We start from the raw sequence: 15,373 nt of genomic DNA, 5'->3' as shown, positions 1-15,373 counted from the left end.
TTTGTCCTCCCCCTTATATGACCTTATCAGCATTGCGAAGAAGCTGAACTAGCTCTTTTACTTGATCACCTAGATCGCCAGAAAGTACACGTCCTGCTTGCTTCTTAGGTGGCAAGTATTGCTCTATAATCATGGTCTTGGCTTTAAGATCTTCTGGATTTAAGCCTAAGTCTTCTGCACCCAATCGTTCCATCGGTTTCTTCTTCGCTTTCATAATCCCCGGTAGAGAAGGATAACGTGGTTCATTCAACCCCTGTTGAGCAGTAACTAGAACAGGAAGCTCAACTTCAATCGTCTCCGCATCCCCTTCGATATCTCTTACGATTGTGGCCTTAGATCCATCAATGCTAAGTTTCGTGATAGTCGCTACATGTGGGATTCCGAGGACTTCAGCTAATCGTGGGCCAATTTGACCTGCCCCGTTGTCAACCGACATGTTTCCCCCTAGAATAACGTCATAGGCACGATCCTTCACAACGGCTGCCAAGACATGAGAAATCGTATATTCATCTCCAAATAAAGACTCATCATCTACGATTACCGCCTTGTCTGCGCCCATGGCAAGTGCGGTACGAAGAGCACTTTCTGCACGCGTTGGTCCAACGGTTATAACCGTCACCTCACCGCCGAACTCATCTCGCAGCTTTATGGCTTCTTCAACCGCATATTCATCATAGGGATTGATTATATATTCGACACCGTCTTCGGCGATAGCTCCGTTTTGAATTTGAACTTTCTCTTCTGTGTCAAAGGTCTGCTTTAATACTACTAATATGTTCATCCGCTTCTCCTCCTTAAATTTTCTTTCATCCTGTTATCTGTCCGTGAATTGCGGTTTTCTCTTTTCAACGAAGGCTGTAATGCCTTCTTTAGCATCTTCCGTTAGGAACATCTTGCCAAACAGCTCCGCTTCTAAAGCTTGACCTTCTTCAAAACTTCGATTAAGTCCTTGGTTAACAGCCTGAAGCGCAGCGGCAATTGCACACATTCCTTTTTCTGTTGCAATCGCTTCTGCAAGTTGTTTCGCTTTTGGTAGGACTTCCTCAAGAGGGACAGCGTAATTAACAAGGCCCAGTCTCTCTGCTTCTCTTCCTGTCATAAATTCACTTGTAAGGAGCAACTCTATCGTTTTGCTCTTCGGAAGGATTCTAGCCAGACGCTGTGTACCCGCGAAACCTGGGATTAAACCCAGCTTCAGTTCGGGAAGCCCCATCATCGCTTCCTCGGCTGCAATCCTCATATGGCACCCTAAGGCCAATTCAAACCCACCACCCAAGCAGGCCCCGTTAATCGCGGCAATGATCGGCTTGCGAAATTGCTCCATACGATCAAATACCCTTTGCCCAACCTCGGCGAGTTGTCTACCCTTTTCCCCATCTCCGAAAGCTTGATGAAATTCCTTAATATCAGCTCCAGCAACAAAAAATTTCCCAGCTCCTGTAATAACTACAACTTTAATTTCATCCTGTTCAAGGATATAGTCTAAACAAGCGTTCAAGCCATCAAATGTGTCCCCATTCAGAGCGTTAGCAGGAGGATGAGTAATGACGACATAACCAACTCGGTTCTCTACCTTCAGGCCTACATTCGTAAACTCCATGCTACCCCTCCAAATGTAAGTATGTAATTAATCGTTAATCTACTTTATTATACTAGTAAATTCAAACTATTTGCACTTTAATCCGTGAATAAATAGTTCATGAATGGGATCTGCCATGGTCATCAAATCATGTTTGCGATCGTTCATAATCCATGAAGTTACAGCTTCGTCTAGTGTGCCGAAGATCATCTTCCGAATGGTGAATAAAGGGATATCCGCCCGAAACACAGACTCTTCCATACCAAGCTCCACGACTTGATCAATCAACTGCAGATAGCTCTTAATCGATTGTCGGATACCCTGGCGAATCCTAGGATTCGATTGACGCAGCTCAACTTGGGTAACATAAGCGAAGTCCACATGAGTTGATAGATGGCTAAAGTGACTTACAACAAGCTGCTTTAGCTTATCCGTTGCTGTTTCTGCTTTTTCAATTCGCTCTCTAGACTCTCTGATGAACTCTCCCATCTTCTCGTGAAACAGGGAGATTAATATATCTTCCTTACTGTCAAAATAAAGATAAATCGTTCCGTCAGCGACGTTAGCAACTCTTGCAATCTTGGTCACTTGGGCATTGTGATAGCCATTTTCCGCGATGACCTTCACCGCCGCTTCAATAATTGCCTGATATTTTTCCCCCGTCTTCTTGGCCATCTCATTACCTCTTCATGAATAATTAAATGAATGACTATTCATTCAATACTTAGTTTAAATAGGCCCCCTTTTTTTGTCAATCGATTCCTTACTGAATATCCTGACTCTTCAAAAATCATTGTTTACAACCAGAGGACGAAAGGGGAACCTCGGTCACAAGATTCCCTATCCTCCTAAGACTCACTGTTATCGTCGTCGTCATGAATCAACATTCTGCGCAGCACCTTACCCACCATGGTCTTGGGTAACTCCGTACGGTATTCATAATACTTGGGAACCTTATAGGCGGATAATCGCTTTCTGCAGAACTCATCTAACTCTTCAGATGAAACTTCCGCTCCCTCCTTAAGCACAATAAACGCTTTGACCGTTTCTCCTCGGTAAGGATCAGGCACACCGACTACGGCAGCCTCTAAGACCGCTTTGTGCTCAAACAGGACCTCTTCCACTTCTCGAGGGTAGACATTAAATCCACTTGCATTAATCATATCCTTCTTGCGATCTACGATGTAAAAATATCCTTCTTGATCCATATAGGCTATGTCCCCTGTTAGAAGCCAATCTCCTTGAAAGACGGCTTTGGTTTCTTCCGGTCGATTCCAATATCCTTTCATGACCTGTGGTCCTCTCACTGCCAATTCACCATATTCTCCTGGAGCAAGAGCCTCTCCTGTTTCAAGATGAATAATCCTCACCTCCGTATCTGACCATGGAAGGCCGATACTTCCTGTTTTTCGACGGTCCCACACAGGATTGGCATGCGTAACAGGAGAACATTCTGTCAACCCGTATCCCTCAACTAATCTCCCTTCGGTTAAACTTTCAAAATTCTCTTGAACCTCAATAGGTAATGCAGCAGAACCACTTAAACAAGCATCAATGGATGAAATATTATATTTTTTTAAACCTGGATGGTTTAATAATCCGATATACATGGTGGGAGCTCCGGGGAAAATGGTAGGCTTTTGTTTGTGGATAGCTTTTAATAATAATGGGATATCAAAGCGTGGAACCATCACTAGGCATCCTGCAATTGAAATAGAGAAATTCATCCCTACTGTCATGCCATATACGTGGAAGAAGGGAACAACAGCAAGCACCTTCTCTGCCCCATAACGAGCTTTATAGAACCATGCTTTAGCTTGGATGACATTAGCGACTAAATTGCGATGGGTAAGCATGACCCCCTTAGCCACACCGGTCGTTCCTCCCGTATACTGCAACAGGGCTAAATCTTCTTGTGGGTCAATCTCCTCTTGTTCAATTAGAGGTTGTGCATTTTTTAGAAGCTGCTGCAAATGCCGGCAACGTTCCTGTTCATAATCAATGGAGACAAACATCCCTTTCCTTTTCTGAATAAGTGGGAACAGCCAGTTCTTTGGAATAGGTAAGAAATCCTGTAAACCTGTTACGAATACCTCCTTTAGTTTCGTTTGCTCCCACACCTTTTTCACTTTCGGATAGACTAAATCCAGGCAAACCATAACTTTTGCTCCGGAGTCATTAAGCTGATGAAGCAATTCTCTCTCCATGTAGAGAGGATTGGTCTGTACTACGATCCCCCCAATTTGTAGAACGCCGTAATAACAGATGACGGACTGGGGACAATTAGGGAGCATCAGAGCAACTCTGTCCCCCTTCTTGACCCCAAAAGATTTTAAGACAGAGGCAAACCGTTGAACCTTATCATTTAATTGTGCGTACGTTATCGTCTTGCCAAGAAAGTGAATGGCCTTTTGATTAGGGTATTGTTCTACCGCCTCTCTTAATAGTTCAGTCAACGCTGCATTAGGGTAATCTAAATGTTCCTTCACCTGTTGGGGATAATGGGCTACCCAAGGCTTACTGTCCATGCAACCCCCTCCATTTGTAAACATAAAAAAAGCACTACTAATACTTATGAAAATGCGGTTTGTACACATTCCCACAAGCTGTAGTGCTTTAATAACCCGATATAATCATCTCGTCGGATCTTGAGGATTTAGAATCTTAGGTCTCTTCGTTTTCGCTGGAACCGGCGAACGTACAATAATATCAAGAAGTGCCCGCGCATTCAAAGGGAGAAGCGGCCATAGATAAGGTGTACCCAATGACTTGGTGAACATGAGCAATACAAACCAGACTGCCGTTGCCATAATAAATCCTGGGAGATGGAAAAAGGCAACAGCAAACAATAAGGTTAAACGTACAATACGTGTTGCCAGACTAAATTCATAACTAGGAGTAGCAAACGTTCCTATTGCTGCAATTGATATGTAAAGAATAACCTCATTTGATAATAAGCCAACTTCTACGGCAACCTGACCAATCATTAAGGCAGCTATTAAACCGAGCGCAGTCGCTAGAGATGACGGAGTATGTATGGCAGCCATCCTCAAGGCATCGATTCCAATCTCAGCAAACAGGATCTGCACTAACAACGGAATATTTCCAGGTTTATTCACACCAATATATTCAAGTTCTTTAGGCAACAGCTGAGGCTCAAACACGACAAGCATCCACAGGGGAAGGATAAATACCGACGCGAGCATAGCAATAAAACGAACCCACCTTAGATATGCACCGACTACAGGTTTTTGTCTGTACTCCTCAGCATGCTGCACATGATGAAAAAAGGTAGTGGGTGTAATCATAACACTTGGCGAAGTATCGGTGTAAACCAATACATGTCCTTCAAGTAAATGGACAGCGGCAACATCTGGTCTTTCGGTATAACGGACCATAGGGAACGGATTCCAATTCTTATCAAAAATGAATTCTTCGATGGACTTCTCCGCCATGGGTACCCCATCAATTTCAATTTTCTCAATGCGGTCCTTAATATCTTGAACCAACTCTGGGTCCGCTATATCTTCTAAATAGCTGACGACGACATCCGTTTTTGAACGCTTCCCTACCTGCATGTATTCCATCCGCAAGGATGGATCACGCAGTCTTCTTCTCGTCAATGCTGTATTGAATATAAGAGTTTCTGTGAATCCATCACGAGCCCCTCTCACAACACGCTCAATATCAGGTTCATCTGGGCTTCTAGCTGGATAAGTCCTGGCATCAATCATGAGCGCTTCATCTGAGCCGTCAATAACGAGAGCTAAAGGTCCGGCTAAAACGCTAGAAATGATCTTATCCATCTCCTTGACTTTTTCCACTTCCAAATACCCAATATGTGTCTTAATTAATTTCGACACAGCATCTGGTGCTAACTGTTCACGGTCTAGCTTAGCTAGATGAATCGTAATGACGTTCATGACATCATCCTTAGCAAAGCCATCTACGAAAAAGAGTCCAAACTTCCTTCCTCCGAACTCAAGCTCTCGATGAATCACGTCAAAGCTCTTACCCACCCCTAGAGCTTCCCTCAGAAAGGCCACATTCTCATCCAACTTGGTCGTAAGTTCCGTCATGTTTTGGACTTTTTTACTTGCTGGATTATCCACATTTTCACCCCCAATTAGATCTTTACTTTCCTCTTGCTTACAACACATTTATTTCCATTAAAAGAAAAGGAGATACCTCTTCAGATGAGGATCTCCTTTAAGGTGCTGCGTTTTCAATTGGGGAATTAACTTCGAGTGTATCCTGAATGATACCTTGAATCCTTTTCTTCTCTTCATTGTTTACCGTGTACACCCACATGTTATATCCATGCATAGGCATTCTCTCATTCGTTCCTTGCAACTCAATGGTAGCGATACTGGAAGATGAAAAGTTTCTAAAAAGCATGGCTAGCTTTCTCACTTCCTCTTCCCTAAAATCCATCTTCACGTTGTCTCCGATGATTTCCATAATGTGAAAGATCCTCAACACGGAAGAAAAGGATGTTGCCTTGTCAACAAGTTTTCGCACCACTTCCTGCTGGCGGTCCATTCGGTCAAAATCACTGGCATCTGAACCTATATCACTCTTTCGAAACCTTGCATAATCCAATGCCTCTTTACCATTAAGCTCCTGAAGACCTGCTCGTATATCGATATTCGTACCGTCTGTCGGATCATAATATTTCATTCTTCGCTTTACATCTACTTCGATACCGCCCAGTTCATCCACTAATTTAGTGAAACCTTCAAAATCTAAAGTAATGTAATGTTCTACTTCAATATCAAAAAATTCTTCCATCGTTTTCTTCACAAGAGATGGTCCACCATAAAACATAGCGTGATTAAATTTATCTTTGCCGTAACCAGGGATTCTCGCAACGGTATCTCGAGGAATGGATAAAAGGCTGACTTTCTGCAGCATAGGATTCACTGCGGCAAGCATAATCGTATCCGATCTTGACTTCTTCTCTCCCCGCGTATCTACCCCAAGAAGCATCACATTAAAAGGGGATAACTCCACCTTTTCAGGTTCCTTCTTCTGTTCTTTCCGTTCAGGTTTCTCTTCTCCCTTTTCCTTAACCGCTTCCTCGGGCTGTTCGTTCTCTAAGGGAACATACCATTGCTCTGTCATATCTTTATATTTCAAGTAGCCATATCCAGCTACTCCTATCGTTCCGACAAAGAAAAACAAAATGGCTAATAAGATTACTCTCTTCATGTTTATAGCCCCTTCGTTTTGCATATATCTAAAGTATTTGACAAACTTCTAAGATCTACTCTAATCTAGAGGAATTCACGATGTGAAAACTTCCCTTTCAAACATCAAACTGCTATACTAAAGTGTACTATGCACCAAATCTGCTCGGCATTGTCAGTAACGCAAGAAAGAAGGTCGCTTCATGAAGAAGGTGTTAATCTCTGGATATTATGGTTTCGATAATGCAGGCGATGATACCGTTCTGTTCGGCATTATCAACTCCCTCAGAAAACATGGCCCCACTATAGATATTGCTGTCCTCTCCAACAAGCCGAAGGAAACCACGGCTTTGTTTGGTATCCCTGCCTATAATCGCTGGAGTTTTCCTACTATTCTTCGTCAATTGAAGCACTCTGATTTACTCATCATGGGTGGAGGCAGTTTATTACAGGATGCAACTAGTCCAAGAAGCGTCATGTATTACCTGAGCATTGTCATGATGGCCAAGATGTTGAAGAAACCAGTGATCTTCTTTGCCCAAGGCTTCGGACCCATCACTCACCCACTGAGTAAAGTTTTGATTAAGTCCATCGTAAATAAGGTTGACGTGATTACGGTTAGAGATCAAGGCTCAGCAGATGATATGAGGAGTTTAGGTGTTACAAGACCCATCCACATTACAGCTGATCCGGCTGTCACGATACAACGTTCTGATGTAAACTTAGGTCTTGCTAAACCTAAGCTAGTCATGAATGAGAAAAAGTCTATAGCGATATCGATAAGAAAATGGAAAAATGAAGAAAATTATAAACGGGTCATGGCCCAAATGGCCGATGAGATGATTCGTAAGAACTGGAATGTCTACTTTCTGCCGATGCAATATCCAGCAGACGTAGCCCCCTCTCGAGATATTATTGAATATATGGAGGAATCCGGAGCCGTACTTCTCGATGAACAGATGAACTTTCAAGAAATTATCAGCTTTATTGGAAATATGGACTTCGTGATTGGAATGCGACTTCATTCCATTATCATAGCTGCTGTATTAGGGGTGCCTTTTGTCGGTGTGTCGTATGATCCGAAGATTGATCGATTTATTGAGCGAGTTAATATGGATTCAGCAGGATCGATACAATCCCTTAGCTATCCCGTACTATACGAGGTGGTTACCCGAAATTTGGACGAGCTTTCCTCTGTTAGGGAACGGTTAACCCCACAGATTGAGGAGTTGCGGCATCAAGCTGAACAGAGCAGTCACCTTGCTATTCAACTCTTGAACAGAGATTAGAGCCCAAGCATCATGGGCTCTTTTTTTGTCCGTTTGCCTGTCGCATCTGTTCTAGTTTTGTCGGGTTAGCACTTGTTTTGTAGAGAGGGAAGGGAATCAGGCTAAGAAGAAAGAAACCTCCTAGTAAACGAAAATCAACGTTTAGTTCAGGAGGTTTCAAACGATGAAAGCGATCCATCATGCTAATGAGGAATTACTCCATCTTTTATTTGATTGGAAAAGGAAAGAAGGCCAGTTTGTTCGTTTCTCCATTGAACAAGAGGAAGGGAAATGGGTTCTCACCTTTTTTTCTGTAGATCATCTTGATAGTGATAAGCATGTCTTCGCCTCATTCTCAGGAAAAAGCCACGACGAGCTAAAAAAATGGGCGCTTGATCGTTTAGTTAGCTATCAAATTAGCGAATTAGTCGGTTCCTAAACCTTGAAAACAGCTTTTCTGCGAGTTCCCTGACTGCCTCATCCTTCATGAGGTATAAGATTCCGCCGTAAACGAGCATAGCCACTAAGACAATCACAGGGACATGAAATATTCCAAGATCCTTTGTAGGTTCTCTCAACCAGACAATAATCATGGACATCACAGCCGCTGCGAGAGCTCCCTTCCCCAGTGATTGATAAAAAGCTGCAGTAAACAGTTGACCAATCTTTTTCCTTAATAGTACCGCTTGTATGAATAGATTAATGAACGATGCTATAGAGAATGCTAAAGCAATCCCGCCATGATCAAGAATCGGTATGAGCATCACAGCGATCCCAATATAAAGGATCACGCTTATTCCGCCTGCGATCACCGGGATTTTCGTATTTTCTAAGGAGTAAAAGACACGAGTCAGCATATCCCTTCCCATCCATCCAAGGATTCCAATTCCATAAAAAATCATAGCCCAAGCGGTCAAGGCCACATCTTGATCCGAAAAGGTTTCTTTATGAGCGTAAAAAAAACGGACGATCTCTTGAGAGAGAAGCACTAACCCTAGGGTTGTGGGTAAAAGCACGTGATACTGATACAGGATTCCTTTCCCCATGATTTGCTTCATCTCGAATATCTGCTTCTTCTTTACATATTCAGCTAGGAGCGGAAACAAAGGAACAACTAATGCCCCAGAGAAAACGGCTATTGGCAATTGGACAATACTATTGGCAAGGACAAGAGAGGATAATTTTTTATCCCCAAGTCCAGATACGAGAAACCGCTCAATAAAAACGTAAAGTTGAGAGATCACCATACCCGCCATGATAGGAAGAAAACGGTCCCTCATGATCCTCATCTGTTCATCATGACCAAACTGTATATTCCACCCGAGTGAGTATCCCTTCTTTTTAAGCGGTAAGATTAAATAAATGGCAAAAAGAATAAAACCTATCGTAGTTCCCCAAGCTACTCCCGCCATGCCTATTAACGGAGCAAGCGTATAAAGTGAAAAAATAACCAACACACCAGAAATTACTGTGCCCAATGACGGTGCAAAAAACTCGTTGTGAGCATTAAGTACACTTGAAAACACTGAAACAAGTCCGATGAATAAAATAGAAGGCATCATGACTTGAAGCAATTCGGCTGTTAATTGCTGTTTCTCCGGATCAAACTCCTTGGCTAGTACCGAGACGATTTCCGCTGCCCATATCATGCCTCCGAGTGTAAGAACCGAGAATAGGATAAAGACAGCCGTTAACACTTTCTGAAATAATTCATTGCGCCTCTGTCGGTACTCGTCCCCCATCATTCCCTTAAATATAGGAATCAGCACTGCATTGATAGCCCCGGGGATCACGAGAAACAAGGTCAGTGGAATCGTAAATGCCATGAAATAGGCATCTGTCTCCATCCCCAACCCGAACTCATTTGTAATAAAAACATTCCTTAAAAAACCAATAAGCCGTCCCAAAATGGTAACGGCCAAAAGAATCATGGTTGCCTTGAAGAAATTAGCCATCGGTTTCCTCCAGTATCTGTTCATACAACCGGACCGTATTCGTCAGCATCGCATGAAGAGAAAACGACTGCTCTACTTGGCGAAACGCTTCCTCCGCTAAGCTCTTGGCAAAACCGGGGTTGTTCATTAATTCAATTACCTTTATTGCTATATCCTCGGATGACTGTGGTTCAATCAGTAAACCATTCTTGCGATCTTGGGTAAAATCGATTACCCCTCCTACCCCTGTAACAACTACAGGCAGAGAGGCAGCCATTGCTTCTAAGATGTTCAATCCTAAGCCTTCGGATAGGGATGCACTAACAAAGCAATCAAAGCTATGCAGACAATTGGCTATATCCTTGCGGAACCCAACGAAGTGCACATGTCCGGTCACATGATGTTGCTCTACAGCCGCTTTCAATTCCGCTTCTTCAGGACCAGAACCGACGATCACGAGATGTGCACGGGGATTGGCTTGCAATATTTTGGGCATCGCTGAGATGGCATAGTCCATTCCCTTAATCTTAACAAGGCGAGAAACGACTCCAATCAGATAGTCGTCCGGACTTAATCCTAGCTCATCTCGCAGCACAGCCTTCCCCTGAGAAAATTGATCGACATCAATTCCGTGATGGATGACTGAGATCTTCTTAGACTCTATTCCTTCTTCTTGCAGGTAATCCGCGATTGAACGAGAAACAGCAATGAACCTATCGGTAAACGATCTAGTCCACTTCTCCATTCGATAGGCAAAAAAATAAGCCAATTGATTGGTATAATCAAAGCGCAGTAAACTATGTATCGTAGTCACCAGAGGAATATGAGGAAACTTCCTAGCGGCCAAACGGCCAAAAAAATTCGCTTTCACTCCATGTGTATGTATGATTAGAGGCTGTTCCCTCTCAAAAACCTCTCGCAGTCCTGACAGGAGACGAAAGTCAAAACGGTCAAACTTCAACACTTCGACTTCTATTCCACGATTTCTTAGTTCATGAGAAAAGCCCGCTTCATAAAAACAGACTACTTTTCCTTTCAATCCATAATGTGGCAGCAGGGTAAGGAGTTGAAGAATATGCTGTTCGGCTCCACCAAACTCTCCCCCACCAATCACATGGACAACCGTTCTATTCTGTTCCATCGTTTCTTCTCACTTCCTGACGGCACACCAAATAAAAAATAAGTAAATTAATTTTATCTCACATCACCCTTACTGCGCAATCATTAGACTTGATTTTTATAATTGCATGTGCGGTAATAGTATAGGTAACTAACAAAGGTTTCCTTTATCTATCTTGAGGAAACATTACGCAAGGAGGTTCTTACCCCATGATCGCGAAGGGCCAATCCCTTATTTTCAATCGTTTTTCCTGGCTCACACTGCTTTTATTCTTTCCTATTTTGGATTATTTTTTGCGAGTGATCGTCCCCATCCCTGTTGTTTCCTCTCTATGGGATGAAGGGGTATTGTTGCTCCTTCTCTTTATTTGTGGTTGGAGGATCATTGAAACCAATCGAAAGCTGCCTGCCATAAAAACGCCATTACTCGCCTTTGTTGTGCTGGGAGTTGCATTTTGGGTAATGGATATGAAAAACTTCTTTATTAACATTGAAGGGTTTCGAGCTGTCTATCAATATATGATAGCTTTTATTATTGGGTTTTACATATTAGATGACCGTGAGGAAGTCAAGCAGGTTCTGCAGAAACTACTCATTGTAGCCGGGCTGGTTGCGCTATATGGACTTATGCAAGTCATTTTACAGGTTGAAACTCCGCGTTCTTGGGTTGATGCAAGTGAGAATATTCGCACCCGTGCCTTCTCGATCGTACAAAGTCCAAATATATTAGGCAGCTATATGGCTCTCATGAGTCCGATTGCTTTTGGTTATGCTCTTACAAGAGAAGGAAAGAGTCGTTGGTTTTGGATGCTTGTTGGTCTTATGATGCTAAGTGTTCTCTTCTTTACCTATTCGCGTGGGGCATGGCTCGCATTTGCCGGGGCCATCGGGTTAATCTGTGCCTTCTTTAACCGCAAGCTCTTGATTATCTTGGTCATTGTCGCTGTTCTGACTACGATCTTTGTCCCTCCTGTCACTTCGCGTATTACGAACCTATTCAGTGATGAATATATCGAGAAGAGCTCAGCGGACGGTCGAATCGGGCGTTGGTTAGGAGCGTATGACATGATGAGGGCAAATCCATCATATGGTCTTGGTTTAGGTCATTACGGTGGGGCTGTTGGTGATCGCCACTTCGGTACCATCTACGTGGATAGTTATTATTTTAAAACCTTAGCGGAGATGGGGATCATTGGTCTAGGTATTTACTTTTGGCTGATGGGCTCATTAATGAAGAATGGTTACCAGATCTGGCGAAGGCAAAAGGATCGTTCAGCCTTCTTCCTCTATGCAGGACTTTTTACCGGAATTGTCGCCGTCGTCTTGCATAATGCCGTAGAAAATATATTTGAGGTTCCCTTTATGAACACCTTTTTCTGGTTGCTTGCAGGTATGATGCTTTCCTTTCCCTATCTTCGGGACAAGCAGGTAGGAGGTGCAGAAAACCATGACTAGTGTGTTGCTGCTTCTCTATTGTTTATATCTTTACTTTTTTCATCGTTTACTCGTCATTCCAGCCTTAGCAGAGTTCTCTTACTATGGACTCTTGGTTGTGCCTCTGGCGTTGCTTATGTTTTGGCTCATTCCGCAAGAGGCCCGGAAGAAAGCGATCGTCTATACCTTCCTTTTCCTGCTCTTGGATCAATCCATGGAAAATGCTTTTCGGGAACTAGACTTTATTCCTTTCATCCTATCGGTTGGGTTTATCTTTTTGTTTCTTTTTCCGATTAGTCGGTGGTATGCTCAGATTCGGTTATCCGCCTTTACGATTGCTCTTGCCGTCGCTCTTGTGCTCAATGTAGCCCTACCTCATAAGACAGTTCAGATGCTTCCGTATTTCTATAAGGTATGGAATTCCGAGCAGCTCTATATTGGTGAAAGGACATCCTACTTCTCGATTATTGCTCGCGATATTGACGGTGATGGTAAAGAAGAAATTATTACTTTAGGAAATGCTGAAGAGGTCAAAGCAACGCTCGACCCTTCTAAACCCATCGTGCCCACCTATATCCTAGACGAAGAGCCTTTATCTCTCTATGTCTATAAATGGGATAATGGTCAGATGAATCGTATTCCACAGGAACAATTAGACCGTGAGCGCATTGTTGCTCTCTTACCTAAGGAATATATCGGTTTTCCCTATTACACCCTTAACGAACGACTGGAGCTTGAACCGCTTATCCAACGCCAGCCTTTAACAGAGGGTATGATGCAATTTGGGACCGCTCCTTATCGAGCCATGCTGCTAAACATTGAAAATATTGAGCAAGAGTTAGCTAAAAATGACGGCGCTTATGACAAGAAAGATCAAGTAGGAACCAAATATCAAGGCGTAACACTAAAGAATGGTTATCTAAGTGGAACCTATGCAGACTCTTTCTTCCAGACTCCATCTCCTGCTACTAGAATCATTGATGCTATTAAGCTTGGCGACGGGCACGAAGGCTTATTGGTACTCGGGTCGGATGTCCACCTCTTACAGATGGTAGATGGCAAGATGACCGTAACCCATGAGCTGACAAGAGATATGCATAAAGGTTTAGCCCAAAGTCAGTATAAGATGGTTGACTTAAATAACGATGGAAAAGAAGAAATCATGCTTAAACATCCATATTCTACTCTGCTTTCTCCTGAAGCGGATGGAACTTGGAAGATCCTTTGGAATACGGAAGAACGAAGCTTCCGATTCGAGGACTACCTGAAAACAGGTAACCAACATGAGTTGGTGGGATTAAGCAAAAGCGCGGTTCGTGCTAAAGATACGCGTTACCTTACAGGTTTCCGATTTACGGAAGAAGGATTAGCACAGATTTGGAAAGTGTTCCTCACCATGAACAATGCCATCTATGCCGATATCAACGGAGATGGACATCAGGAGCTGATCACTTCGATTCAGGGAACGCATAAGATTTTTGTCTGGGGCAGACATTCAATTCCTGTTAATTCCCTCTTAATTGGAATGACAGTGGCTCTCATACTCTATCTAGCGGGAAGGAGGATTCGTCATGGGAAGCCTACAACTTAGAGGATTGTCACTCATCGGCTTAAGTTTAAGTCTTTTGCTGAGCGGATGTACAGTAATTCCTTCCAGCAAGACGGTATATACACCGACAGAACAGCAACAACAGACGGAGTTGAAACTCATCGATGCACGTCAGCTGCTTCAGGAAGCAGTGGAAACTACAATTGAAGGTCACCCTGATGACGATATTGATTCCAGCGCCCAGTTCTGGTACACAGGCCATGTTTCTAACAGCATTGGAGATCGGAAGACCACCAGTATGTATGAAGGAGTCATGATTCGTCCCATGGAAGCCTATCTCGTTAATGGAAGGATGGCTGGCATTCCTTTTAACTACTATCGTTGGGAAGACCATTACTACCTGAAAAAGGGGGATGTATGGTTTCAAGCTTCTGAAGATCAAGTTCTGCCGTACGATCCATTCCAAGGCTTCCTAGACTGGCTTCCTCTCATGGAAAGTGCGCAGCAACTTCCTGATCAAGAGATCTTGAGTGTTCCTTGTGACGTTATCCAAGTGAGAATTAATGGGAAGGAGTGGATCGAAAAATCCACCTCCCCCCTGTTTGAGGATTTGAAATCTAGACTAGAAAATAATGAATCTCTACAGCATGTGTTGGAAAATACCGTTGTAAAAACAACGCTTTGGATTGGTAAAAAAGACAGGTACATTTATCAGAATAGCACCTGGATTGTGATGCCGCTTCCTGGCGGTGGTTACGTAGACCAAGAAACCTTCTTCCGTTTCTTTAAGTTTGGTGATCCAGGCATTGTTGATCGTGTCCAACCTCCTGAAGAAATCGAAAAATGGGTAAAGCATTACGAAGAAAAGATTAAAGCTGGGGATCTTGAGGGGATTCAAGAAGAAGTGCCGGTGACTGAATAAGATTGAGAAAAGAAGTGACCAAAACAAAGAATCAGACCCCAAAGGTAACTGATTTCATTTTAACAGCTTCCCGAGGATATTCAATCTGCAGTCAAAATCACCAAAGAAGGGCTTCTCTCAACTGCCATGTTGATGAAAATGCCCTTTTTTGTTTGTGTTTAGGTTTTTCAGATTGATCGGACAATGGAGCCTTTATTTTCTTGAAAAGCCTCTTATTATAGGTGCTTTCGGACATATCATCCCTTATTTAACCAAAAATGAGAGAAAAGGCTCTTTAAACGACCGAATAGCGGAATCAATGTCCGATTACCCCTAAGAAACGAGGAATTCCCCAAAAATAACGGACCGTATCGGCTTAGCCCCCTAAGTTTGGACACTT

At 43.0% G+C, this 15,373-nt stretch carries 13 protein-coding genes; 5 read left to right on the top strand and 8 right to left on the bottom strand.

Going from position 1 to position 15,373, the window contains the following annotated elements; genetic code table 11:
- Positions 1 to 13: 13 nt before the first annotated feature.
- The 6 genes from EIZ39_RS00065 to EIZ39_RS00040 form a co-directional block, all read right to left on the bottom strand.
- Positions 14 to 781: an electron transfer flavoprotein subunit beta/FixA family protein gene (locus EIZ39_RS00065; protein WP_129196170.1), complete on the bottom strand. Its 768-nt coding sequence runs from the start codon at positions 779 to 781 to the stop codon at positions 14 to 16.
- A 33-nt stretch (positions 782 to 814) separates the two neighbouring features.
- Entirely contained in the window at positions 815 to 1,600 is a 786-nt protein-coding gene (locus tag EIZ39_RS00060) for an enoyl-CoA hydratase (RefSeq protein ID WP_129196168.1), read from the bottom strand.
- 66 nt (positions 1,601 to 1,666) lie between these two features.
- On the bottom strand, positions 1,667 to 2,254 hold the full coding sequence (locus tag EIZ39_RS00055) for a fatty acid metabolism transcriptional regulator FadR (protein ID WP_129196166.1): 588 nt from the start codon (positions 2,252 to 2,254) through the stop codon (positions 1,667 to 1,669).
- A gap of 173 nt (positions 2,255 to 2,427) precedes the next feature.
- A complete protein-coding gene (locus EIZ39_RS00050; RefSeq protein ID WP_129196164.1) occupies positions 2,428 to 4,107 on the bottom strand; it encodes an AMP-binding protein in 1,680 nt (559 codons plus the stop codon).
- 105 nt (positions 4,108 to 4,212) lie between these two features.
- Complete coding sequence (locus tag EIZ39_RS00045) at positions 4,213 to 5,658, bottom strand: spore germination protein (RefSeq protein WP_129197861.1); 1,446 nt, start codon at positions 5,656 to 5,658, stop codon at positions 4,213 to 4,215.
- Positions 5,659 to 5,788: 130 nt separating this feature from the next.
- Entirely contained in the window at positions 5,789 to 6,790 is a 1,002-nt protein-coding gene (locus EIZ39_RS00040) for an LCP family protein (protein WP_164984818.1), read from the bottom strand.
- Positions 6,791 to 6,971: 181 nt separating this feature from the next.
- Between EIZ39_RS00040 and csaB the strand changes: the two genes are divergently transcribed.
- Positions 6,972 to 8,057, top strand: a complete 1,086-nt coding sequence (gene csaB, locus EIZ39_RS00035; RefSeq protein ID WP_129196160.1) for a polysaccharide pyruvyl transferase CsaB — start codon at positions 6,972 to 6,974, stop codon at positions 8,055 to 8,057.
- A 163-nt stretch (positions 8,058 to 8,220) separates the two neighbouring features.
- On the top strand, positions 8,221 to 8,475 hold the full coding sequence (locus tag EIZ39_RS00030) for a hypothetical protein (protein WP_129196159.1): 255 nt from the start codon (positions 8,221 to 8,223) through the stop codon (positions 8,473 to 8,475).
- Here EIZ39_RS00030 and murJ read toward each other — a convergent pair.
- Together murJ and EIZ39_RS00020 are read right to left on the bottom strand one after the other, a co-directional pair.
- Complete coding sequence (gene murJ, locus EIZ39_RS00025; RefSeq protein WP_164984817.1) at positions 8,453 to 9,991, bottom strand: murein biosynthesis integral membrane protein MurJ; 1,539 nt, start codon at positions 9,989 to 9,991, stop codon at positions 8,453 to 8,455. The two genes, EIZ39_RS00030 and murJ, sit on opposite strands and share 23 nt — an antisense overlap.
- The gene (locus EIZ39_RS00020; RefSeq protein ID WP_129196154.1) at positions 9,984 to 11,111 is read right to left on the bottom strand and encodes a glycosyltransferase; all 1,128 of its coding nucleotides are present in this window, start codon (positions 11,109 to 11,111) and stop codon (positions 9,984 to 9,986) included. Before EIZ39_RS00020 ends, murJ begins: the two co-directional genes overlap by 8 nt.
- A 188-nt stretch (positions 11,112 to 11,299) precedes the next feature.
- Here EIZ39_RS00020 and EIZ39_RS00015 point away from each other — a divergent pair, with 188 nt between their 5' ends.
- From EIZ39_RS00015 to EIZ39_RS00005, 3 genes are read left to right on the top strand one after another with little or no spacing between them, the layout of a single operon-like run.
- The gene (locus tag EIZ39_RS00015) at positions 11,300 to 12,544 is read left to right on the top strand and encodes an O-antigen ligase family protein (protein WP_129196152.1); all 1,245 of its coding nucleotides are present in this window, start codon (positions 11,300 to 11,302) and stop codon (positions 12,542 to 12,544) included.
- Positions 12,537 to 14,114 (top strand): hypothetical protein, encoded by a 1,578-nt coding sequence (locus EIZ39_RS00010; protein WP_129196150.1) that lies wholly within the window; start codon positions 12,537 to 12,539, stop codon positions 14,112 to 14,114. Before EIZ39_RS00015 ends, EIZ39_RS00010 begins: the two co-directional genes overlap by 8 nt.
- Complete coding sequence (locus EIZ39_RS00005; RefSeq protein ID WP_129196148.1) at positions 14,095 to 14,994, top strand: hypothetical protein; 900 nt, start codon at positions 14,095 to 14,097, stop codon at positions 14,992 to 14,994. Before EIZ39_RS00010 ends, EIZ39_RS00005 begins: the two co-directional genes overlap by 20 nt.
- Positions 14,995 to 15,373 lie beyond the last annotated feature (379 nt).

This window comes from Ammoniphilus sp. CFH 90114, assembly GCF_004123195.1.
Taxonomy (GTDB): domain Bacteria; phylum Bacillota; class Bacilli; order Aneurinibacillales; family RAOX-1; genus YIM-78166.
The sequence above is the reverse complement of the archived record's forward strand: the minus strand, read 5'-3'. Positions and strand labels throughout refer to the sequence as shown.